The sequence below is a fragment of the Streptomyces sp. NPDC043908 genome (assembly GCF_056435525.1).
Map to the genome: position 1 here is coordinate 387436 of NZ_JBWKEI010000002.1, position 19849 is coordinate 407284.

Here is a 19849-nt window from a genome sequence, read left to right on the forward strand (position 1 = left end):
AGCCCAGGCCACCCAGTGGGTGGCAGCCAGGAGAACAGTCATGGAAGCACGGATGCCGAGCCCGGCGACGCTCGTCCCGGGGGCGATGGAGGCCGTACGGGGACTCCAGAAGGCGACCCACGGCGCCGGAGTGCCCGCCACCACGATGCACCTCGTCCATCTGCGCGCCAGCCAGATCAACGGATGCAGCGCCTGCGTGGACTCCGGCACCCGGTACGCGATGAAGGGCGGCGAGAGCGCGGAGCGCCTGTTCGCGGTGGCCGCCTGGCGGGAGACGCCGTACTTCACGGACGCCGAGCGGGCCGCGCTGGCCCTCACCGAGGCCGTGACCCGGCTGAACGACCGCGAGGAGCCGGTCCCCGACGCGGTGTGGGCCGAGGCCGCCCGGCACTACGAGGAGAAGCCGCTCGCGGCCCTGGTGCTGTGGATAGCCGTCAGCAACTTCTACAACCGCCTCAACGCGGCCACCCGCCAGCAGGGCGGCCAGACCTGGTGATCCCCAACGGGCCACCCTTCAGGGGAATCTGACGCTCCGTTCGCTCTGTTCGACCTTGGCACCCGCGACCGCGTGGGGCATGCTCGCCGAGATCGACTCGTACGACATCCACGCACGACGCCGAGGTGGCACCCATGGCAACCGAGACAACCACCTGCTGCATAGTCGGAGGCGGCCCGGCCGGCGCGATGCTGGGGCTGCTGCTCGCCCGGGCCGGCATCGAGGTCACCGTCCTGGAGAAGCACCGGGACTTCCTGCGGGACTTCCGCGGCGACACGATCCACCCCTCCACCCTGGACGTGCTCGCCGAGCTGGGCCTCGCCGAGCGCTTCCTGGAGCTGCCGCACCGCACCACGCCGGGGATCAACATGGTCACCGACACCCGCGATGTGCTCGTCGCCGACCAGCGCCTGCTGTCCGGCACGTATCCCTACATCGCGTTCGTCCCGCAGTGGGACTTCCTCAACCTGCTCGCCGCCGAGGCCGCCACGTACCCCAACTTCCACCTGCGGATGGGGGCGGAGGTGCACGGTCTGATCCGCGAGGGCGACCGGGCCCGGGGCGTGCGCTTCCGGGACGCCGAGGGCGAGCACGAGCTGCGCGCGGTCCTGACCGTGGCCGCCGACGGCCGCGACTCGGTGCTGCGCCGCCCGGCCGGACTCGTCCCGCAGGGCTTCGGGGCGCCCATGGACGACCTGTGGTTCCGTATCCCCCGCGAGGAGAGCGACCCGCCGGACACCTTCATCCGCATGGGGCAGCAGGGCCTGCTCATCGGCATCTGCCGGGACACGTACTGGCAGTTCGCGTACGTCATCCCCAAGGGCCGGTACGCCGAGCTCCAGGCCGAGGGGATCGAGTCGCTGCGGGCGAGCGTGCGGGCGCTGCTGCCGTGGATGGGCGACCGGCCGGACAAGATCGAGTTCTCGGACGCGCGGATGCTGGAGGTCCGGGTCGAGCGGCTCAAGCGCTGGTACCGGCCGGGGCTGCTGTTCATCGGGGACGCGGCGCACGCGATGTCCCCGGTCGGCGGCTTCGGCATCAACGTGGCCGTGCAGGACGCGGTGGCCACCGCCAACCTGCTGGCCGAGCCGCTGCACCGGGGCGCGGTGAGCACCGAGGACCTGGCGGCGGTGCAGCGGCGGCGGCTGCCCGCGGCGGCCGCGATCCAGCGTATGCAGATCCTGCTCCAGAACCAGCTGATCGCGCCGACGCTGCACGGCACCCGCGAGTCCAGGCCGCCGCGGTTCCTGGCGGTCGCGGAGCACGTACGGCCGATGCGGCAGCTGATCGCGCGGATGATCGGGTACGGGCCGCGGCCCGAGCACGTCCGGATCCCCGAGCGGGTCTGAGACGTCTGCCGCCGTACGGGCGGGTGCCGGCGCGGAGAGCGCCGGTACCCGCCCGTCGGCATTCCGGGGAATTCTCCCTGCCCAAGTCGTGAACTCCGGGAATGTCGTTGACAGAACAACGAACAAAACCGGTCGGCGTTATCCACACGTGTTCAACTGCGGAAATCCCGCGGTCGCACAGAGCCGTGCTAGAGCTGGTCACCGGGGGCCCGAGTGCCACTGGAGCCGCGCCCGACGGGCAAGTTGAGCGCTGCTTGACCCGCACCCGCGGCCCCGTGCTAAACCCGTACGCACTTGAGGGAAATCAAGCCAGAGAGGGATTCATGACGACCATCATCTACCCCGAGGACCGCCCTGCCGGCCGCCGCGGGTTTGAAATCGTCCTGCCGAGCGGCGCCACGGATGGCGCCGCCGCCCTCGTGGAAGGCGAGATAGCCGCCGCCACTCCCGGACCGCCGCTCCACACGCACGCCGAGTCCGACGAGACGTACTTCGTCCTGGAGGGCTCCCTGGTCATGTACATCGACGGCGAGGTGACCACGCTCGGCCCCGGCGGCATGGCGCACATCTCCAAGGGCACCGAGCACACCTGGTCGACCACGGTCGAGGGCGGCTGCCACTTCCTGACGCTGCACCTGCCGGGCGGTTACGAGCTCTACCACCCGACCGCGCTCGCGGCCGAGCACGAGAAGGGCGGGCCGCTGATCCAGTCCGACCTCTTCGAGCTGGCGGCGAAGTTCGACTGGCGGATGGCGGGCAGCGAGCCGATGCGCCTCACGCCGGAGGGCGTCCTCGTCCCGGCGGGCGAGGCCGACGAGGAGGCCCGGCGCCTGCTGGCCGAACACGGCGCGGCGCAGCCGGTCGTCTGAACGGGGTCGCCCCACCGCGCGGGTGAGCCTTCTTCCGTGACGGTGCCGGGCTGTCATGAACCCGACATTCCATAGCGGGGTCGGGCGGTGTGACCTGCGAAAAGTCACACCGCCCGATCCTGTGTCGTCATCTTGGTGACGCACTTTTTCCTGCCCCTCGCGGCAAGGAGACCCGCAAATGGCACTCGTCTCATCACGCCCCATCCGTCACGACCGGGCTCGGACGGCCCGGTCACCACGATCGGCCCAGAGGTAGAAACGCCATGACTCACGACACCCACGCCGGAGCCGACCTGCCCGGCGGCAGCCGCGCGGGAGAAGCCTCCGGTGAAGCGCCGGCGCTGGACCCGCGCCGCTGGCTCGCCCTGATCATCGTCCTGGTGGCCGGGTTCATGGACATGCTCGACGTGACGATCGTCAACGTCGTCATCCCGAGCATCCAGAAGGACCTGCACGCCGACTACACCCAGATCGAGTGGGTCGTGGCCGGCTATGTCCTGGGCTTCGCGGCCCTGCTGATCACCGGTGGCCGGCTCGGCGACATCTACGGCCGCAAGAAGATGTTCCTGATCGGTGTGGCGGGCTTCACCGTCGCCTCGGCCCTGTGCGGTGTGGCCAGTGGTCCCGGCATGCTCATCGGCGCGCGCTTCTTCCAGGGCGCCATGGCCGGTCTGATGGTCCCGCAGATCCTGGCGATCATCCATGTCACGTTCCCGTCCGAGGAGCGCGGCAAGGTGCTCGGCATCTGGGGCGGTGTGCTCGGCTCCGCGTCGGTGGCCGGTCTGATCGTCGGCGGTGTGCTGGTCGACGCGAACATCGCGGACCTGGAGTGGCGGCCGATCTTCCTGGTCAACATCCCGGTGGGCATCGGCGCCCTGATCGCCGCCTGGTTCTTCGTACGCGACTCCAAGTCGCCGGCCGCGCCCAAGCTGGACCCGATCGGTGTGGTCATCGCCGTGACCGGCATCCTGATGCTGGTCTATCCGCTCGCCGAGGGCCGTACGCTCGGCTGGCCGCTGTGGACGTACCTGCTGATGGCGGGCTCCGTCGTGGTCTTCGGCATCCTGGTCGTCTTCGAGCGCCACCGCACCCGGACCGTGGGCTCGCCGCTGGTGGTGCTCAGCCTCTTCAGGGAGCGCGCGTTCACCGCGGGCATGCTGGTGTGGACGCTGTTCTGGATCGCGCTCGGCGGCTTCTTCCTGGTGTGGACGCTGTACATGCAGCTGGGGCTCGGCTGGTCGCCCATGCGCGCCGGTCTGACAGGCGCGGCCTTCGCGGTCGGCGCGGCGGCGGGCTCCGGTCTCGCGGTCGAGGTGTTCACCCCGCGCATCGGCCGCCTCACCCTGATCGGCGGCGCGCTCCTGAACGCGCTGGGCTTCGCCGCGTACATCCTCGTCGCCCACCACTACGGCCCGGACATCCCGTCCTGGCAGATGATCGCGCCGCTGGTCGTCACCGGCTTCGGCTTCGGTCTGGTGGTGGCCCCGATGATCGACGCGATCCTCACCAAGGTGCCCGCCAAGGACGCGGGTTCCGCCTCCGGGCTGCTCGGCACCACCCAGCAGGTCGGCATGGCGCTCGGTGTCGCGCTGGTCGGCGTGCTCTTCTTCGGCCACCTCTCCAGCGACTCCGACCACGGCGTCGACAAGGTGACCCCGGCCCTGCGCCAGGAACTGGTGGCCGCGGGCGTCCCGGCGGGCGGCGTCGACGACATCGTCAACGGCTTCCGGAAATGTGTGCACGACCGGTCGGCCGAGTCGGACCCGACGAAGGTCCCGGCGAGCTGCAAGCCGTCTTCGGTGCCCGGCGCCGAAAAGGTCCAGCCGATCCTGACCGAGCGTGGCCAGGAGGCCGTCAGCCACAACTTCGTCAAGAGCTTCGACCTCAGCCTCTGGTACGGGGTCGGCATCCTGGTGCTGGTGGCGCTCGGCATGTTCGCGCTGCCCCGGCAGGTGCAGGCGCGTGACCTGGACGCGGAGCTGGAGGCGCTGGGCGAGCCGGTGGCCCGCGGGGCGTGACGCCCCGGCGCTGACACACTCCGGCTCCCGACTCCCCCAGGCGTACGCCGGCCGCTCAGGCCGACGCGCGCTTGCGGGGAGTCGTCTTCTTGGCGGCCGTCTTCTTGGCGGCCGTGGAGGTGGACTTCTTGGCCCCCGCCGAGGAGGACTTGGGCGACTGGGCCGTCTTCCTGGTGGTCTTCGAGGTCGACTTGGTGGCGGTCGACTTGGTGGTGTCCGACTTCGCGGCGGTCGTCTTCGCGGCGGCCTTGCCGGTGGTCTTCGCCGTGCTCTTCGCGGGGGCCCGGCCCGTGCTCCCGGCGGTCTTCTTCGCCGGGGCCGTCTTGCGGGCGGCGGTCTTGCGCGGCTTCAGCTCGGTGACCTCGGCCTGCCGCTCCGCGGCCGGCTCCCCCGCCTCCTCGCCGCGCGCCTCCTTCGCCGCGCGCACACTGTTCTCCAGCGCCGCCATCAGGTCGATGACCTTGCCGCCGCGCGGGGACTCGGGCGCCTCGGCCGGGGGCAGCGCGCCGCCCGCCTTGGACGCGATCAGGGCCTCCACGGCCTCCCGGTAGTCGTCGTGCAGGGTTTCCACGTCGACCTCGCCGAGGGTGTCCATCAGGGCGTCGGCCAGATCGAGCTCCGCGTCGCGGACCTTGACGTCACTGTCCGGGGCGACGCCCTCGGGGGCGCGGATCTCGTCCGGCCACAGCAGCCCGTGCATGGCGATGACGTCGTCCACGACCCGCAGCATCCCCAGCCGCTCGCGCCCGCGCAGCGCGAACTTGGCGACGGCCACCTTGCGGCTGCGCTTGAGCGCCTCCCTGAGCAGGGTGTACGGCTTGGCCGCCGGGACCCCGCTGGCGCTCAGGTAGTACGCCGTGTCGATCTGGAGCGGGTCGATGGAGTCGGACGGCACGAACGCGACGATCTCGATGGTCCTGGCGGTGGGCAGCGGCAGCGCGGCCAGGTCGTCGTCGCTGATGGGGACCAGCGACCCGTCGGCGTCCTCGTACGCCTTGCCGATCTCCGAGGCGTCCAGCTCCTCGCCGTCCAGCTCGCACACCTTGCGGTAGCGGACCCGTCCGCCGTCCTCCGTGTGGATCTGCCGGAAGGAGATCGAATGGCTCTCGGTCGCGTTGTAGAGCTTGATCGGAATGCTGACCAGCCCGAAGGAGATCGCACCGTTCCATATGGATCGCACTATTCGTCCTCTTTGCCGGGATTAGTGGGATTCTCATCGTATGACGCCGATCACATGGGTGGAGGGGCGACGGGTCGCCCTCTCCCGCCTGGAGAAGGTGCTGTACCCGGCGACCGGCACCACCAAGGGCGAGGTGCTCCACTACTACGCGTCCGTCGCGGGCGCGCTCCTGGCCCATCTGCACAACCGGCCGGTGTCGTTCCTGCGCTACCCGGACGGCCCCGACGGCCAGCTCTTCTTCACCAAGAATCCCCCGCCCGGCACGCCCTCCTGGGTGAAGACCGCCGCGGTCCCGCGCTCCGAGGACAGCGGAGCGCGCCAGGTGACGGTCCCGGACCTGTCGACCCTGATGTGGGCGGCCAACCTGGTGGTGGAGTTCCACACCCCCCAGTGGCAGGCGGACGCGCCCGCGCGGGCCGACCGGATGGTCTTCGACCTGGACCCCGGGGCCCCGGCGACGGTGGTGGAGTGCTGCGCGGTGGCGCGCTGGCTGCGGGAGCGCCTGGCGGCCGACGCCCTGCACGCCTACGCCAAGACCTCCGGCTCCAAGGGCCTGCACCTGCTCGTCCCGCTGGAGCCGACCGCCTCCGCGCACGTCTCGCGGTACGCCAAGGGCCTGGCCCAGGAGGCGGAGGCGGCCCTTCCCGACCTGGTGACCCACCGGATGGCGAAGGCGCTGCGGCCGGGGAAGGTGTTCGTCGACCACAGCCAGAACGCGGCGGCGAAGACGACGGCGGCGCCGTACACGCTCCGGGCCCGCGAGCGGCCGACGGTGTCGGCGCCGGTGACGTGGGAGGAGGTGGAGTCCTGCCGCACCCCCCAGGACCTGGTCTTCCTGCTCGGGGACATCGAGCCGAGGCTGGCGGCGGACGGGGACCTGCTCGGCCCCTTGATCAACCTCAACCGGGCGGGGCGGCTGCCGTGAGCCTGCGGCCGCCGGTACGGGTGGCGCTGGCGCGGTCGGTACGGGAGCTGCCGCGCGGGCCGGGGTGGTGGTACGAGCCCAAGTTCGACGGCCACCGGATGGTGGTGTTCCGGGAGGCGTCCGGGGTGGTGCTCCAGGCCCGGTCGGGCCGGATCGTCACGGCCGCGTTCCCCGACCTGGTGGCGGCGGCGCTGGAGATGCCGGCGGGGTGCGTGCTCGACGGGGAGGTCGTGGTGTGGACGGGGGGCCGCACGGACTTCGCGGCGGTGCAGCGCCGGGCGGCGGCGACGCCCGCGCGCGCCGCGCTGCTGGCGGCGCGGCTGCCGGTGTCGTACGCGGCCTTCGACGTCCTGGCCGACGGCGGCGAGGACGTACGCCGGCTGCCGTACGGGGAGCGCCGCGCCCGCCTCGTGTCCCTGCTGGCCCCGCTCGGCCCCCCGCTCCAGCCGGTCCCGGCGACCCCCGACGTCGACACGGCCCTGACCTGGTACGAGACGCTCCCCGCGAGCGGCATCGAGGGCCTGGTGGCCAAACGGGACGACTCCGCGTACCGGGGCGGGACGCGGGCGTGGCGGAAGGTGCGGCACACCGAGACGTGGGAGGGGGTGGTGGTCGGGTACGTGGGTCCGGCGCGGCGGCCCAGCGCGCTGGTGCTGGTGCTGCCCGGGGACGACGCGGTGACGGTGTCGACGCCGCTGTCCGCCGGTCTGCGGGCGGAGGCGGGACGGGCCGCCCTGCCCCCGGGCCCGCCGACGCGGACGGCGGTGGCTCCCGGGTGGGGGGAGGTGGGGTATACGGAGGTGGAGGCGGGGGGGTTGGTGGCGGAGGTGGAGCGGGGGTCGGCGCGGCTCGGGGTGACCACGGTGCTGCGTCTGCGGGGGGTGCCGGGGGTGTGAACCGGGGGGGCGGGGGCTTGCGCCTGCGGGTGGGTGGTGGGTTGCTCGCGCAGTTCCTCGCGCCCCTGAAAACGTGCGTGGCCGTCTGCCGGCCGGTGGGGGCTTGTCGCGCAGTTCCCCGCGCCCCTTAACCCCGTGGTCGTCTTCGGGTCGTGGTGGGTTGCTCGCGCAGTTCCTCGCGCCCCTTAACCCGACGTCGTCTGCCGGTCGTGGTGGGTTGCTCGCGCCGTTCCCCGCGCCCCTTCCGGCACCTCCGGGCGCTGTATATCCGGCGATTCAGCCCCTCCGGCGTTTGAGGAGCGGGGTTCGGGGCGGAGCCCCGGGCCCTCAGGGGCGCGGGGAACTGCGCGACCAGCCCCCACCGGCCCGCTGGCTCACACGAAGCAACAAGCCGCAAGGGCCGCAGGCCTGGCCGTCGGGGTCCCGGGGGCGCCCGGCTCGGGCGGTTACGTGCGCAGCCACGTGCGCCGGTCCCTCGCCCTCCAGTACAACCCCTCCACATCCGCCGGCTTCAGCACACCCCCCGCCCGCCCCAGCCCACCCACCTCCGAGTCCCGCAGCACCCGGACGTCCCGGGGCGGCGGCACCGCGACGTCGACCCGGGACGCGTCCGACACGACCAGCACCCCCCGCACCCCGACCACCAGCCCCAGCGCCACCCGCTCCGCGTCCCGCCGCACCCACCGCAGCACCGGGGACGGGGCCGAGCGCCCCACCCCCACCAGGGGGTCGGCGATCCGCACCCGGCGCCGGTCCGCCGCGACCGTACGGAACGTCATGACCCCGGCGGGGCCGATCGCGAGGTGGTCCAGGACCCCGCCCCCGGGCAGCGGCACCGAGTGCAGCACCCGCCACCCCGCCCCCTCCAGCGCGTCCAGCCCCGCCCCCACCCGCTCCTGCGCCGCGAGCAGCGCCCTGCGGGGGTCCTGGCGGAAGCGGCGCGGCGGGCCGTGGCCGTCGAGTTCGCCCAGGAGCGCCTCGCCGGGGCGGTTGGGCGCCAGGTCGTCGTCGGGGTGCAGGGTCAGCCGGGCCAGGTCGGCCGAGGTGGGGACGGGCGGCGGACCCACCGTCACCTCGCCCGTCACGAAGGGCGCAAGGGCCTGGAGGACCGCCTCGCGGAACTCCTCCATGAGGAGGCTGACGCGTCCGCTGTCCCTGTCGTACCAGGCGGCGCTTCTGCCGTCCGGGAGGCTGACGTACAGCCGTGCCCGTCCGTGCCGGTGCACCGGAACCACCCGCAGTGCCGACATCCCTCATCACCCCCACGCCCATGGGAACAGCACCGGCGGCGCAGGGCAACATCGCGGCTCGTATAGTGCGAGCGCCACCGCGCGCAACGCGCGCCGCTTCACCTCGGGAGGGGACGTCCAATGCTCATTTGGGGCACCAAGGGATATCTGTACCAGCTCGCCATGATGACGCTCGTCTGCGGGAACTGCGGCAACCCGGCCGCCCACGGCCTGCGGAAGTACGTCACCAAGTTCACGTTCTTCTTCATCCCGCTCTTCCCCGTCTCCACCAAGTACCGCACGCAGTGCACCTTCTGCGGGATGGAGCAGCAGATCGCCAAGGAGCAGGCCGAGCAGCTCCTGGCGATGGCCGCCGGGCCGCAGCCGGGCCAGCAGCCGCAGCAGCAGCCGCAGCCGCAGGGCCAGATGCAGGGCCAGGCTCCGGGGGCGGCCACGGGGCAGAACCCGTACCAGCAGTAGCCGGGAAGTCCTTCGCGGCTACCTTCGCCGTCTCGTTCGCGGCTTCTTCCCCGTCATGGGGAGTTGTGACACGGACGGGAAGGCTCCGCGACACGGCCCTCCTACGGTGGTGATCATGACCAGGTCCACCACACCCCCTCCCTCCCGCCTGCGCCCCCGTCCGCGCCGCACGGCCCGGCTCGTGGCCGCCGCCGCGCTCGCCCTCACCGCCGGCGGCGGGCTCGCGGCCTGCGGCTCGGGTTCCTCCGGGACCGAGGCCAAGGCCCCCGACGTCACCGTGCGGAACACCGCCACCACCCGGGCCCGCCAGCAGGTGGGTCCGCTGAAGGCGGCCGAGCCGACGCGGGTGGTCATTCCGTCCGCCGGGGTCGACGCGGGCCCGGTGCTGCGGCTGGGGCTGGACGGGAAGCAGGAGCTGGAGGTGCCGCCGGTCGACAAGGCCGAGCTGGCGGGCTGGTACACCGGCAGCGTCACCCCCGGCGAGACGGGCGCGTCCGTGATCGTCGCGCACTACGACACGGCCGAGGGGCCGGCCCTCCTGCGTGACGTGAAGAAGATGCACGTGGGAGACGTGATCAGGATCGGCAGGGCGGACCACTCCACGGCCGTCTTCGCGATCCGCGAGACCCAGCAAGTGGACAAAACAGACTTCCCTACGAATAAGGTCTACGGGAAGACCGACCGTCCGGAACTCCGCCTCATCACCTGCGGCGGCCCGATCAAGAACGGCCACCGCTCGGCCAACATCATCTTCTACGCCGACCTGGTGAAGGTGGAGTAGCCCGGCGGCGGTGCCGCTCGCGAGCACGCCGCCCTCCGCACGACAGGAGCACCTTGACCCGCCACCGCCGCCCCCTGAGCGCAGCGCTCCCGCTGCTCGCCGCCGGCGTCGCAGCCCTGCTGCTCTCCGGCTGCGGCAACGCGGGCAGCCTGGAGGGCGCGGGCGCGACCCCCACGGCGGTCGGCCCGGTCCACCTCTGGCCCGATCTGCCCAAGCCCACGACGACGCCGCAGGACTACGGCGAGGGCCAGACGGAGCGGGTGCCCGGCATCAAGGTCCCGGGCGGCGACGTCCGCGCCCTGGATCCGGTCGCGGTCGTCCAGGCCGAGGTGCGCGCCCACCCCGACCAGTACACGGGCGCCGACGGCCTCTACGAGGAAACGGTTCGCCAGCTCAACCGCTGCCGCCAGAAGCCGAAGGCCTGCCCGGTGCTGCGCGCGTACTACCGCGATCTGACCGGCGACGGCAGGGACGAGCTGATCCTCGGCATCAAGATGCCCGAGCAGCAGCTCGCCGTGCGCTGCTACATGCCCGACCGCGGCGCCCTGACCCGGATCATGTCCACCTCGGACCAGCTGATCGGCGTGGAGCTGGCCGGGCGGGACGTCATCCTGCACTCGGTCTCGGCGGGCATCCCGGGGTACGAGTACCGCACCGCCTGGTCGTGGGACGACCACCAGCGCGCGATGCTCCCCACCCGTGACGAGATCATCCGGGTCGAGCCGCAGCACTCCCTCGGCGCCCGCCCCAAGAGCCCGGGCCCGTCCGCCGCCCGCTCGCCGCGCGCCACCGCGAGCGCCCGGTGAGGGCGCCCCGGCTGCCGGCCTGGACGGCGACGCTCACCTGGAAGGCCGCGGTCTTCATCACCGTGATGTGCTGCGCGCTCGCGGCGCTGCTCGGTGTGCTGGTCCACGTCTCGGTGACCCGGCAGACGGTCGGGCAGGCCCGCGACAAGGCGCTGGACAAGCTGGAGGAGGTCTCGCGCGCGTACGAGGCGGGCGAGCCGCTGCCGCCGGGTTCGGGTCTCGACCCGCAGGACCTGCCGGCCTCCCTGCGCACGCTCGCCCTCTCCGGCAGGCGCGGCACGGTCGTGGCCGACGACCGCGGCCGGCCCACCATGTGGGCGGCGGGTCCGGCCGACGGCCGGGCGATCGCCGCCTCGATCGACTACAGCCAGAGCGCCCGCACCATCACCGGCCTCGACCAGGCGATCCTCGGCTCCTCGATCCTCGCCATCGGCGCCACCCTGCTGGTGGGCGTCTTCGGTGTCACCCGGGTCACCCGCCGGCTGCACCAGACGGCGACGGTGGCCCGCCGGATCGGCGCGGGCGACCTCGACGCCCGGGTCGACGATCCCCGTACGAAGAACCCCTCCCGGCCCCAGGACGAGGTGGCCACGGTCGCCGGGGCGCTCGACACCATGGCCGGGACGCTCCAGAACAAGCTGCTGAGCGAGCAGCGGTTCACCGCGGACGTGGCCCACGAGCTGCGCACCCCGCTGACCGGGCTGCACGCGGCGGCCGAACTGCTGCCCGAGGGACGGCCCGCCGAGCTGGTGCGGGACCGGGTGCGCGCGATGCGCTCGCTCACCGAGGACCTGCTGGAGATCTCCCGTCTGGAGGCGGGCAGCGAGCGGGTCGAGCCCGATCTGGAGCAACTGGGGCCGCTGGTGGAGCGCGTGGTGCGGACCTCGGGGACGGCGACGGAACTCACCGTCGTGCGCGACACCTTCGTGGAGACCGACAAGCGCCGCCTGGAGCGGGTCCTGGCCAACCTCCTGGGCAACGCCCACAAGCACGGCGCGCCGCCGGTCGAGCTGACGGTGGACGGGCCGGTGGTGACGGTGCGGGACCACGGCCCCGGCTATCCCGCCTACCTCCTCGACCACGGCCCCCAGCGCTTCAGGACCGAGGGCGGCAACAAGGGGCACGGACTGGGCCTGACCATCGCGGTCGGCCAGGCCGCGGTCCTCGGGGCCCAGCTGCGCTTCGGCAACGCCCCGGACGGCGGCGCGCTGGCGCGGCTGACCCTGCCGGAGTACGCGGACCCGGACGGCGGCCCGCCGGGCCCCGGGCACCCGGACGAGCAGGCCGGGACCGGGGGCGCGGGAGGGGCGCGTACCCCGTCCGGCGGTCCTCGCCCCCCTGAGCGCTTTGCGGGCGACAACGAGCGAACCTAACGTGAGCGGGGCGAGCCAAGGAGCCGCGGTGCGCGGCCCTCCCCTCCCCAGGAGGCACTGTGTCCCCACGTAACCCGCTTGCCCTGCTCGGTCTGACCCTGGCCACCGGGGCGGTCGCCGTCCTCGCCTCCGCCGCTCCCGCCGCCGCCGGGGAATCCGCGCCCAGCGCCGTCCACAAGGGCCGGGTGACGGCCTCGTCCGGGCTGTACCTGCGGGACAAGCCGACCCGCAGCAGCAGGGTGGTGGCGTTCGCGCCGTACGGCGCGATCGTCCACATCTTCTGCAAGACCCGCGGCAGCAGCGTCCACGGCAACGGCGTCTGGTACCTGCTCCAGGACGGCACCTGGGCCTGGGGCTCGGCGCACTACATCGCCAACATCGGCTCGGCGCCCCGCTGGTGCTGAGCCCCGCTCACCGTCCGAGCAGGCGCGCCTTCGCGGCCGTGAACTCCTCGGAGGTGAGCACGCCCTGCTGAGCCAGCTCTCCCAGTTGGCTCAGCAGGCCCACCAGGGCGGAGTCGGGAACGTGCGCCGCGGAGTCGGGAGCGGGCGCCGCGGAGTCGGGGGCGGGCCGGGCGGGGCGGGGGCCGCCCACCAGGAGCCCGCGCAGCAGCGGGGTGCCCGCCGGGCGCTCCACGGGGGTTGCCGCCGCTCGGGCGGGGCGGATGAACATGGCTCAGCCTTCCTCTCGTACGGTCCCCGCCCGCGCGGCCAGGGCCGCCCTGACCTCCTCCAGGCGCTCCGGCGGGATGCGCACCGACCCGGCGACGTACCCGCCCGCGGCGCGCACCCCCCGGGCGGCCTCCTCGGCCCACAGGTGCTCGATCAGGACGACCAGCGCGCAACTGCCGGGGGCGAGCAGGCCCGCGGCCTCCTCGACGTCCTCCGGCCCGATCAGCCGTTCCGCCCCCTGCCCGGCCAGCACCCCGGCCAGCTCCTCGAACTCGTCGAGCTCGGCGGCGGACACCTCGCCCGCGGCGGTCCTGGTGACGACCAGCGCGTCGACCATCCGTACGGCGCGGGATCTGCGCACGCCCACGAGCGAGTCGACGGCTTGGACCCGCAGCCGCTCCTCGGGGAAGGCGAGGACGATGAACTCCACGGGCCCCATGGCGTGCTCCTCCGTGACGGACCGTCAAAAGTCCCACCCCTCGGCACACTATGACATAAGGGGACACAGCGGCCCCGGCTTGCTACGTTGCCCGACATGACCGCACCGACGGCGGCGGACGAACCCCCGCCCGCCCCGCACCCCGCCGGACGCCGGGGCGTCGAGCTCTCGCTGCTGGTCTGCGCCGTCCTCACCCCGGTCTACGGATACGCCGGTGTCGGCCTCGCCAGGAGCGGCGCCGTACCGCCCGACGCGGTCCGCTACGGCGCGGGGCTCGGGCTGCTGGCCCTGCTCGCCCATCTCGCGGTCCGCTGGCGGGCCCCGTACGCCGACCCGCTGCTGCTGCCCATCGCGGTGCTGCTCAACGGCCTCGGGCTGGTCCTGATCTACCGCCTCGACCTGGAGACCCCGCACAGCGCGGCCGCGCCCTCCCAGCTCGTCTGGTCGACGGTCGGCGTCGGGCTCTTCACCGTGGTCGTCCTCCTGCTGCGCGACCACCGCGTCCTGACGCGCTACGCCTACCTCTCGGCGGCCTCCGCGCTGGTGCTGATGGCGGTGCCGATCCCCTTCCCGGCCGTCAACGGCGCCAAGATCTGGGTGCGTCTGGGCGGCCTCTCCTTCCAGCCGGGCGAGTTCGCCAAGATCCTCTTCGCGGTCTTCTTCGCCGGGTACCTGGCCGCCAACCGCCACGCGCTGGCGTACACCGGCCGCCGCGTCCGGCGGCTCCAGCTCCCCACCGGCCGGGTGCTGGGCCCGATTTTGACGATCTGGCTGCTCAGCGTGGGCGTCCTGGTCCTGGAGCGGGACCTGGGCACCTCGCTCCTCTTCTTCGGCCTCTTCGTGATCATGCTGTACGTGGCGACCGGCCGCACCGGCTGGATCGCGGTCGGGCTGCTGCTCGCGGCCGTCGGCGCGGCGGCCGTCGGCTCCCTGGAACCGCACGTCCACAGCCGGGTGGAGGACTGGCTCCACCCCTTCGCCTCCATCGAGGCCGGCCGGGGCCCGGGCCAGCTCGCCCAGTCGCTCTTCGCCTTCGCGGCGGGCGGGTTCCTCGGCACGGGCCTGGGCGCCGGGCACTCGGTCCTGATCGGGTTCGCCGCGAAGTCCGACTTCATCCTGGCGACGGCGGGCGAGGAGCTGGGCCTGGCCGGACTGTCCGCCGTGTTCCTGCTGTACGGACTGCTCGTCGCCCGCGGCTACCGCGCGGCGCTGACCCTCAGCGACCCGTTCGGGCGGCTGCTCGCGGTCGGGCTCGCCTCGATCCTCGCCCTCCAGGTGTTCGTGATCGCGGGCGGGGTGACGGGGCTGATCCCGCTCACCGGCATGGCGATGCCGTTCCTGGCCCAGGGCGGCTCCTCGACCGTCACCAACTGGGTGATCGTGGCGCTCCTCATCCGGATCAGCGACCGCGCGCGCACCCCGCGCCCGGCCGCGGCCGCCGGCGCGCCCGCCCCCGTCCGGACGGGAAGCCGATGATCCGCTACATCCGGCGGGCCGCCGCCTGCTCTCTGGTGCTGCTCGTGGCGCTGCTGCTGAACGCGGCCCGCATCCAGGTCTTCCAGGCCGACGCGCTCGACGCCAACCCCGCCAACCGCCGTATCCCGCTGGCCCGTTACGGCCAGCCGCGCGGTGACGTACTGGTGGACGGCAGGGCCGTCACCGGCTCCAAGGACACCCGCCAGCCGCTGCGCTACGAACGGACGTACACCGACGGGCCGCTGTACGCGCCGGTCACCGGGTACTCCTCCCAGGTGTACGGCACGACGCTCGTCGAGGCCGCCGAGGACCCGGTGCTCTCCGGCTCCTCCCCGCTGCTCCGGCCCCTGTGGGACGGCCTCACCCGCACACGGCCCGCGGGCGGGCACGCGGTCACCACCATCAGGGCCGCCGTGCAGCGGGCCGCCTTCCGGGGGCTCGCGGGCCGGCGGGGCGCGGTCGCGGCCGTGGAGCCGGCCACCGGCCGGATCCTCGCACTGGTCAGCAGCCCCAGTTACGACCCGGGGCGGCTCTCGGGGACCGGACGGGCGGTCGAGAGCGCCTGGACCGCGCTGAACGCGGACCCCGCCCGGCCGATGCTCAACCGGGCGATCCGGCAGACCTATCCGCCCGGCTCCGCCTTCAAGATCGTGACGGCCGCGGCGGCGCTCGACGCGGGCGCCGTCACCGACGTGGACGCCCCGACCACCACGCCCGACCCGTACGTCCTGCCCGGCACCAGCACCACGCTGCCCAACGAGGCCGAGGGGTGCGGCAGGGCCTCGCTCGCGTACGCCGTCCTGGTCTCCTGCAACACGGTGATGGCGCATCTGGGGGTGAAGGTGGGGCTGGCGGGGATGCTGGAGGCGGTGGGGCGGTTCGGCTTCAACGACGCGGGGCTGCGCATCCCGTCGCCGGTGGCCACCTCCCGCTTCGACCGGAAGATGGGCCCGGACCAGCTGGCGCTCTCCTCCATCGGCCAGTTCGACACCACCGCGACCCCGCTCCAGATGGCGATGGTCGCGGCGGCCGTGGCCAACGGCGGGGAGCTCAGACGCCCCTACCTGGTGGAGCGGACGACGACCGCGGGCGGCGCCACGGTCACCCTGAACGGCCCCCGCGTCCACCGCCAGGCGATGACCCCGGCCACCGCGCTGCGGCTCCAGCAGCTGATGGTGGACGTGGTGGAGAAGGGCACCGGCACCAACGCCGCGATCCCCGGCGCGAAGGTGGGCGGCAAGACGGGCACCGCGCAGAACGGCGTGGGCAACCGGGGCCACCCGTACGCCTGGTTCATCTCCTGGGCGCGGGGCCACGACGCGGCGCAGCCCGCGGTGGCGGTGGCGGTGGTCGTCGAGGACGCGGAGGCCGACCGCGCGGACATCAGCGGCGGCGGGGACGCGGCCCCGATCGCGAAAGCGGTGATGGAGGCGGCGCTGGCCGGGTGAGCGCCGCCTCCCCGAGGCGTCGGCCGCGTCCGGGGACGCGGGTCAGCCCGTGGCGCCCTGGGCGATCGCCTCCTCGACCTCGGCGACCCGCGCCGTCTCCTCCCGGCCGAACCGCTCGGCGTCCAGGCGTTCGGCGATCTCCTCGTCCTCGGCCATCAGCAGGTCGAGGTTGGAGTCGCCCAGGTCCAGGACGCCCATGTCCACGTACGCCTGCTGGAGGCGCTTGCCCCACAGGCCGATGTCCTTCACGCAGGGGACGATGCGGCTGAAGAGCAGCTTGCGGAACAGGTGCAGGAACTCGTTCTGCTCGGAGAACTGCTCGGCCTCCGCCTTGGGGATGCCGAAGTTCTCCAGGACCTCCACCCCGCGCAGCCGGTCGCGCATCAGATAGCAGCCCTCGATGACGAACTCCTCGCGCTCGCGCAGCTCCGCGTCGGTGAGCTGCTTGTAGTAGTCGCGCAGGGCCATCCGCCCGAACGCCACGTGCCGGGCCTCGTCCTGCATCACGTACGCCAGGATCTGCTGGGGCAGCGGCTTGTCGGTGGTGTCGCGGAGCATGCCGAACGCGGCGAGCGCGAGCCCCTCGATCAGGACCTGCATCCCGAGGTAGGGCATGTCCCAGCGGGAGTCGCGCAGGGTGTCGCCGAGCAGGCCCTGGAGGTTGTCGTTGACCGGGTAGAGCATCCCGATCTTCTCGTGCAGGAACCGGCCGTAGATCTCGGCGTGCCGGGCCTCGTCCATGGTCTGGGTGGCGGAGTAGAACTTGGCGTCCAGGTCCGGCGCCGACTCCACGATCCGGGCGGCGCACACCATCGCGCCCTGCTCGCCGTGGAGGAACTGGCTGAACTGCCAGGAGGTGTAGTGCCGGCGCAGCTCGCCCTTGTCCTTGCCGGTCAGCTTGGACCAGTAGCGGGTGCCGTAGAGGGTCATCGCCTCGTCGGGGGTGCCCAGCGGGTCGTACGGATCGACCTCGATGTCCCAGTCGATGCGTTTGGCGCCGTCCCACTGCTTGTCCTTGCCCTTCTGGTACAGGGCGAGGAGGCGCTCGCGGCCGTTGTCGTAGTCCCAGCTGAAGCGGGCCGCCCCCGAGGCGGGGACCTCCCAGAGCGGGTCCTGCGGGCCGTTCACATACAGGTCGTGCGTCGACACGTGCGGCTCCTTCGCGTCGCGGAATTCCCTGACCGACCGTTACACGCGGGTTCATGGGCAGGCTCACACGGTGGTAGACGCCGGGTCAACAAGTCGGCCCCAAGGGATTGACGCGCTTGCTGACAGGCAGTCTCATAAGAGTTGACCGCCGGTAACCCCCTTCGAGGCCGACTCACCGAGGTGCCCCAGCCATGACGACCGTGACGACAAGCGAAGTGCTCCGCGACGCGCTCGGACTGCTCCGGGACCGCGAGGAGGTCGCCGAGCGGCTCCTCGCGTCGTCCGCCAAGCACTCCTTCGACCCCGACAAGGAACTCGACTGGAGCGCTCCCTTCGAGGACGGCAAGTGGTTCTGGCCGCCGGAGCTGCTCTCCCTCTACGACACCCCGATATGGCGGAAGATGTCCGAGGAGCAGCGCCAGGAGCTCTCCCGCCACGAGGCCGCGTCCCTCGGCTCGCTCGGCATCTGGTTCGAGATCATCCTGATGCAGCTCCTGGTGCGCCACATCTACGACAAGCCGGTGACCAGCAACCACGTCCGCTACGCGCTCACCGAGATAGCCGACGAGTGCCGGCACTCGATGATGTTCGCCCGCGTGATCCAGAAGAGCGGCTCGCCCGCCTACCCGGTCCCCCGGCTCTACCACAACCTCGCGCGCGTCCTGAAGACCGTCTCCACCACCCCCGGTTCCTTCGCGGCCACCCTCCTGGGCGAGGAGATCCTGGACTGGATGCAGCGGCTGACCTTCCCGGACGAGCGGGTGCAGAGCCTGATGCGCGGGGTGACCCGCATCCACGTGGTGGAGGAGGCCCGCCACGTCCGGTACGCCCGCGAGGAGTTGCGGCGCCAGATGGTCACCGCGCCCGCCTGGGAGCGGGAGCTGACCCGGGTCAGCTGCGGCGAGGCCGCCCGCGTCTTCTCCACCTGCTTCGTCAACCCCCAGGTGTACGAGAACGTCGGCCTGGACCGGCGGGAGGCCGTCGCCCAGGTGAAGGCGAGCGGGCACCGGCGCGAGGTCATGCAGAACGGCGCCAAGCGGCTGACCGACTTCCTCGACGACATCGGTGTGCTGCGCGGGGTCGGCCGCCGGCTGTGGCAGAGCTCGGGTCTGCTGGCCTGAGCGCCCCGGATGCCCTTCACTCCCGGCCAACCGCACGCGAGCACCGGCGTCAAGCCGGGACACGGGGATTACGCTGCCCGTATGACCTCACCGGCCGCCACCCCCGCGTACCGCAGGCTCAGCGTCGAGGAGCGCCGCACCCAGCTCCTCGGCGCCGCGCTGACGCTCTTCGCGCACCGGGCCCCGGAGGACGTCTCGCTCGACGACGTCGCCGAGGCCGCCGGGGTCTCGCGCCCGCTGGTCTACCGGTACTTCCCCGGCGGCAAGCAGCAGCTGTACGAGGCGGCGCTGCGCTCGGCCGCCGACGAGCTCGAACTCTGCTTCGCCCAGTCCCAGAGCGGCCCGCTCACCCGCCGTCTGTCCCACGCCCTCGACCGCTATCTGGCCTTCGTCGACGAGCACGACACGGGGTTCTCCGCGCTGCTCCAGGGCGGCAGCGTCGCCGAGACCTCCCGGACCACCGCGATAGTCGACGAGGTGCGCCGGGCCGCCGCCGAGCAGATCCTCCTCCACCTGGGGGTGGAGAGCCCGGGTGCACGGCTGCGGATGATGGTGCGCACCTGGATCGCCGCCGTCGAGGCCGCCTCCCTCATCTGGCTCGACGAGGAGAAGCAGCCACCGCTGCCGGAGCTGCGCGACTGGCTGGTGGACCATCTGGTCGCCCTGCTCATCGCGACCGCCGCCACCGACCCGCAGGCCGCCGCCGTCGTCCGGGCGGCCCTGGCCCTGGAGTCGGGCGACGGCCCGGCTGGACTCCTTGGCCGCCGGGTGATCCCGGTCCTCTCCGACGCCGCCCACCTGCTCTGACGCGAGCGGCGCGGGCCGTGATGGTGTGACACTGGGGGCGTGCAGAGCGAGAACACCCTCTTTGTGGGCGGCCCCCTCGACGGGCGCGTCCTGCCCGTCCTGCTCGGCCCCGCGGGCAAGCCGCCCCAGTGGTACGAGGTCCCGGTCCCGGACGCCGGCGGCGGCCCGCCGGCCGTCCACGCGTACCGGCTCGAACCCGCCGGGCACAGCAAGCGGCTCGGGCTGCCGCGCGGCTGGAAGTACACCTACGTCCCCGAGGGGCGCGAGCCGCGCCGCTGGCCCTGGAGCAGGCCGAGGCCCCGGACCTAGGGCGTGCCCGCGGTGTCCGCGGGGCGC

Annotated in this window: 21 protein-coding genes; 16 read left to right on the plus strand and 5 right to left on the minus strand. The window is 72.8% G+C overall.

The annotated features are described in order from the left end of the window. Nucleotides 1-40: 40 nt before the first annotated feature. The 4 genes from AC069K_RS06025 to AC069K_RS06040 all read left to right on the plus strand — a co-directional run bounded on the left by AC069K_RS06025 (nt 41) and on the right by AC069K_RS06040 (nt 4732). On the plus strand, nt 41-496 hold the full coding sequence (locus tag AC069K_RS06025; protein WP_365102462.1) for a carboxymuconolactone decarboxylase family protein: 456 nt from the start codon (nt 41-43) through the stop codon (nt 494-496). 134 nt (nt 497-630) lie between these two features. Then, nucleotides 631-1845 carry an FAD-dependent oxidoreductase gene (locus AC069K_RS06030; protein ID WP_478612488.1) on the plus strand — a complete coding sequence of 405 codons (1215 nt, stop codon included), beginning with the start codon at nt 631-633 and terminating at the stop codon, nt 1843-1845. Between the two features lie 323 nt (nt 1846-2168). After that, nucleotides 2169-2714 (plus strand): cupin domain-containing protein, encoded by a 546-nt coding sequence (locus AC069K_RS06035; protein WP_358833880.1) that lies wholly within the window; start codon nt 2169-2171, stop codon nt 2712-2714. A gap of 263 nt (nt 2715-2977) precedes the next feature. Next, nucleotides 2978-4732, plus strand: a complete 1755-nt coding sequence (locus AC069K_RS06040; protein ID WP_478612492.1) for an MFS transporter — start codon at nt 2978-2980, stop codon at nt 4730-4732. 55 nt (nt 4733-4787) lie between these two features. Here the strand turns inward: AC069K_RS06040 and ku are convergent, their stop codons facing one another. After that, the gene (ku, locus tag AC069K_RS06045) at nt 4788-5912 is read right to left on the minus strand and encodes a non-homologous end joining protein Ku (RefSeq protein WP_478612495.1); all 1125 of its coding nucleotides are present in this window, start codon (nt 5910-5912) and stop codon (nt 4788-4790) included. 40 nt (nt 5913-5952) lie between these two features. On the opposite strand from ku, the gene ligD reads away from it, so the two are divergent. Further along, the gene (gene ligD / locus AC069K_RS06050; RefSeq protein ID WP_365102472.1) at nt 5953-6837 is read left to right on the plus strand and encodes a non-homologous end-joining DNA ligase; all 885 of its coding nucleotides are present in this window, start codon (nt 5953-5955) and stop codon (nt 6835-6837) included. After that, a complete protein-coding gene (locus tag AC069K_RS06055; protein WP_478612499.1) occupies nt 6834-7733 on the plus strand; it encodes an ATP-dependent DNA ligase in 900 nt (299 codons plus the stop codon). Before ligD ends, AC069K_RS06055 begins: the two co-directional genes overlap by 4 nt. Nucleotides 7734-8179: 446 nt before the next feature. On the opposite strand, the gene AC069K_RS06060 is transcribed toward AC069K_RS06055, so the two are convergent. Beyond that, on the minus strand, nt 8180-8983 hold the full coding sequence (locus tag AC069K_RS06060) for an NERD domain-containing protein (protein ID WP_478612502.1): 804 nt from the start codon (nt 8981-8983) through the stop codon (nt 8180-8182). Between the two features lie 120 nt (nt 8984-9103). Between AC069K_RS06060 and AC069K_RS06065 the strand changes: the two genes are divergently transcribed. The 5 genes from AC069K_RS06065 (at nt 9104) to AC069K_RS06085 (ending at nt 12806) form a co-directional block, all read left to right on the plus strand. Then, the gene (locus tag AC069K_RS06065; protein WP_478612505.1) at nt 9104-9442 is read left to right on the plus strand and encodes a zinc-ribbon domain-containing protein; all 339 of its coding nucleotides are present in this window, start codon (nt 9104-9106) and stop codon (nt 9440-9442) included. 115 nt (nt 9443-9557) lie between these two features. Further along, entirely contained in the window at nt 9558-10223 is a 666-nt protein-coding gene (locus tag AC069K_RS06070; RefSeq protein ID WP_365102478.1) for a class F sortase, read from the plus strand. A gap of 53 nt (nt 10224-10276) precedes the next feature. After that, on the plus strand, nt 10277-11029 hold the full coding sequence (locus AC069K_RS06075; protein WP_365102481.1) for a hypothetical protein: 753 nt from the start codon (nt 10277-10279) through the stop codon (nt 11027-11029). Beyond that, on the plus strand, nt 11026-12402 hold the full coding sequence (locus AC069K_RS06080; protein ID WP_478612509.1) for an ATP-binding protein: 1377 nt from the start codon (nt 11026-11028) through the stop codon (nt 12400-12402). The genes AC069K_RS06075 and AC069K_RS06080 overlap by 4 nt, the downstream gene beginning before the upstream one ends. A 59-nt stretch (nt 12403-12461) precedes the next feature. Then, a complete protein-coding gene (locus tag AC069K_RS06085; protein WP_358990215.1) occupies nt 12462-12806 on the plus strand; it encodes an SH3 domain-containing protein in 345 nt (114 codons plus the stop codon). Between the two features lie 7 nt (nt 12807-12813). Here the strand turns inward: AC069K_RS06085 and AC069K_RS06090 are convergent, their stop codons facing one another. Further along, on the minus strand, nt 12814-13074 hold the full coding sequence (locus AC069K_RS06090) for an SHOCT domain-containing protein (protein WP_478612512.1): 261 nt from the start codon (nt 13072-13074) through the stop codon (nt 12814-12816). Between the two features lie 3 nt (nt 13075-13077). Beyond that, complete coding sequence (locus AC069K_RS06095) at nt 13078-13512, minus strand: DUF6325 family protein (protein WP_365102491.1); 435 nt, start codon at nt 13510-13512, stop codon at nt 13078-13080. Between the two features lie 96 nt (nt 13513-13608). Here AC069K_RS06095 and AC069K_RS06100 point away from each other — a divergent pair, with 96 nt between their 5' ends. Together AC069K_RS06100 and AC069K_RS06105 are read left to right on the plus strand one after the other, a co-directional pair. Next, a complete protein-coding gene (locus AC069K_RS06100) occupies nt 13609-14988 on the plus strand; it encodes an FtsW/RodA/SpoVE family cell cycle protein (RefSeq protein WP_478612515.1) in 1380 nt (459 codons plus the stop codon). After that, nucleotides 14985-16436 (plus strand): penicillin-binding transpeptidase domain-containing protein, encoded by a 1452-nt coding sequence (locus AC069K_RS06105; RefSeq protein WP_365102497.1) that lies wholly within the window; start codon nt 14985-14987, stop codon nt 16434-16436. Before AC069K_RS06100 ends, AC069K_RS06105 begins: the two co-directional genes overlap by 4 nt. 42 nt (nt 16437-16478) lie before the next feature. On the opposite strand, the gene AC069K_RS06110 is transcribed toward AC069K_RS06105, so the two are convergent. Next, nucleotides 16479-17585 (minus strand): ferritin-like domain-containing protein, encoded by a 1107-nt coding sequence (locus AC069K_RS06110; RefSeq protein WP_478612520.1) that lies wholly within the window; start codon nt 17583-17585, stop codon nt 16479-16481. Nucleotides 17586-17776: 191 nt separating this feature from the next. Between AC069K_RS06110 and AC069K_RS06115 the strand changes: the two genes are divergently transcribed. The 3 genes from AC069K_RS06115 to AC069K_RS06125 all read left to right on the plus strand — a co-directional run bounded on the left by AC069K_RS06115 (nt 17777) and on the right by AC069K_RS06125 (nt 19822). Next, a complete protein-coding gene (locus AC069K_RS06115; RefSeq protein ID WP_358834295.1) occupies nt 17777-18706 on the plus strand; it encodes an AurF N-oxygenase family protein in 930 nt (309 codons plus the stop codon). Between the two features lie 81 nt (nt 18707-18787). After that, nucleotides 18788-19513 (plus strand): TetR/AcrR family transcriptional regulator, encoded by a 726-nt coding sequence (locus AC069K_RS06120; protein ID WP_478612524.1) that lies wholly within the window; start codon nt 18788-18790, stop codon nt 19511-19513. Between the two features lie 39 nt (nt 19514-19552). Beyond that, nucleotides 19553-19822, plus strand: a complete 270-nt coding sequence (locus AC069K_RS06125) for a hypothetical protein (protein ID WP_478612527.1) — start codon at nt 19553-19555, stop codon at nt 19820-19822. Nucleotides 19823-19849 lie beyond the last annotated feature (27 nt).

Excerpts from the sequence above, each read along its gene's own strand:
- AC069K_RS06105 (WP_365102497.1), top strand. The coding sequence starts at position 14,985 with ATGATCCGCTACATCCGGCGGGCCGCCGCCTGCTCTCTGGTGCTGCTC.
- AC069K_RS06100 (WP_478612515.1), top strand. The coding sequence starts at position 13,609 with ATGACCGCACCGACGGCGGCGGACGAACCCCCGCCCGCCCCGCACCCC.
- AC069K_RS06065 (WP_478612505.1), top strand. The coding sequence starts at position 9,104 with ATGCTCATTTGGGGCACCAAGGGATATCTGTACCAGCTCGCCATGATG.
- AC069K_RS06025 (WP_365102462.1), top strand. The coding sequence starts at position 41 with ATGGAAGCACGGATGCCGAGCCCGGCGACGCTCGTCCCGGGGGCGATG.
- AC069K_RS06120 (WP_478612524.1), top strand. The coding sequence starts at position 18,788 with ATGACCTCACCGGCCGCCACCCCCGCGTACCGCAGGCTCAGCGTCGAG.
- AC069K_RS06030 (WP_478612488.1), top strand. The coding sequence starts at position 631 with ATGGCAACCGAGACAACCACCTGCTGCATAGTCGGAGGCGGCCCGGCC.
- AC069K_RS06095 (WP_365102491.1), bottom strand. The coding sequence starts at position 13,512 with ATGGGGCCCGTGGAGTTCATCGTCCTCGCCTTCCCCGAGGAGCGGCTG.
- AC069K_RS06035 (WP_358833880.1), top strand. The coding sequence starts at position 2,169 with ATGACGACCATCATCTACCCCGAGGACCGCCCTGCCGGCCGCCGCGGG.
- ligD (WP_365102472.1), top strand. The coding sequence starts at position 5,953 with ATGACGCCGATCACATGGGTGGAGGGGCGACGGGTCGCCCTCTCCCGC.
- AC069K_RS06090 (WP_478612512.1), bottom strand. The coding sequence starts at position 13,074 with ATGTTCATCCGCCCCGCCCGAGCGGCGGCAACCCCCGTGGAGCGCCCG.
- AC069K_RS06115 (WP_358834295.1), top strand. The coding sequence starts at position 17,777 with ATGACGACCGTGACGACAAGCGAAGTGCTCCGCGACGCGCTCGGACTG.
- AC069K_RS06040 (WP_478612492.1), top strand. The coding sequence starts at position 2,978 with ATGACTCACGACACCCACGCCGGAGCCGACCTGCCCGGCGGCAGCCGC.
- AC069K_RS06070 (WP_365102478.1), top strand. The coding sequence starts at position 9,558 with ATGACCAGGTCCACCACACCCCCTCCCTCCCGCCTGCGCCCCCGTCCG.
- AC069K_RS06060 (WP_478612502.1), bottom strand. The coding sequence starts at position 8,983 with ATGTCGGCACTGCGGGTGGTTCCGGTGCACCGGCACGGACGGGCACGG.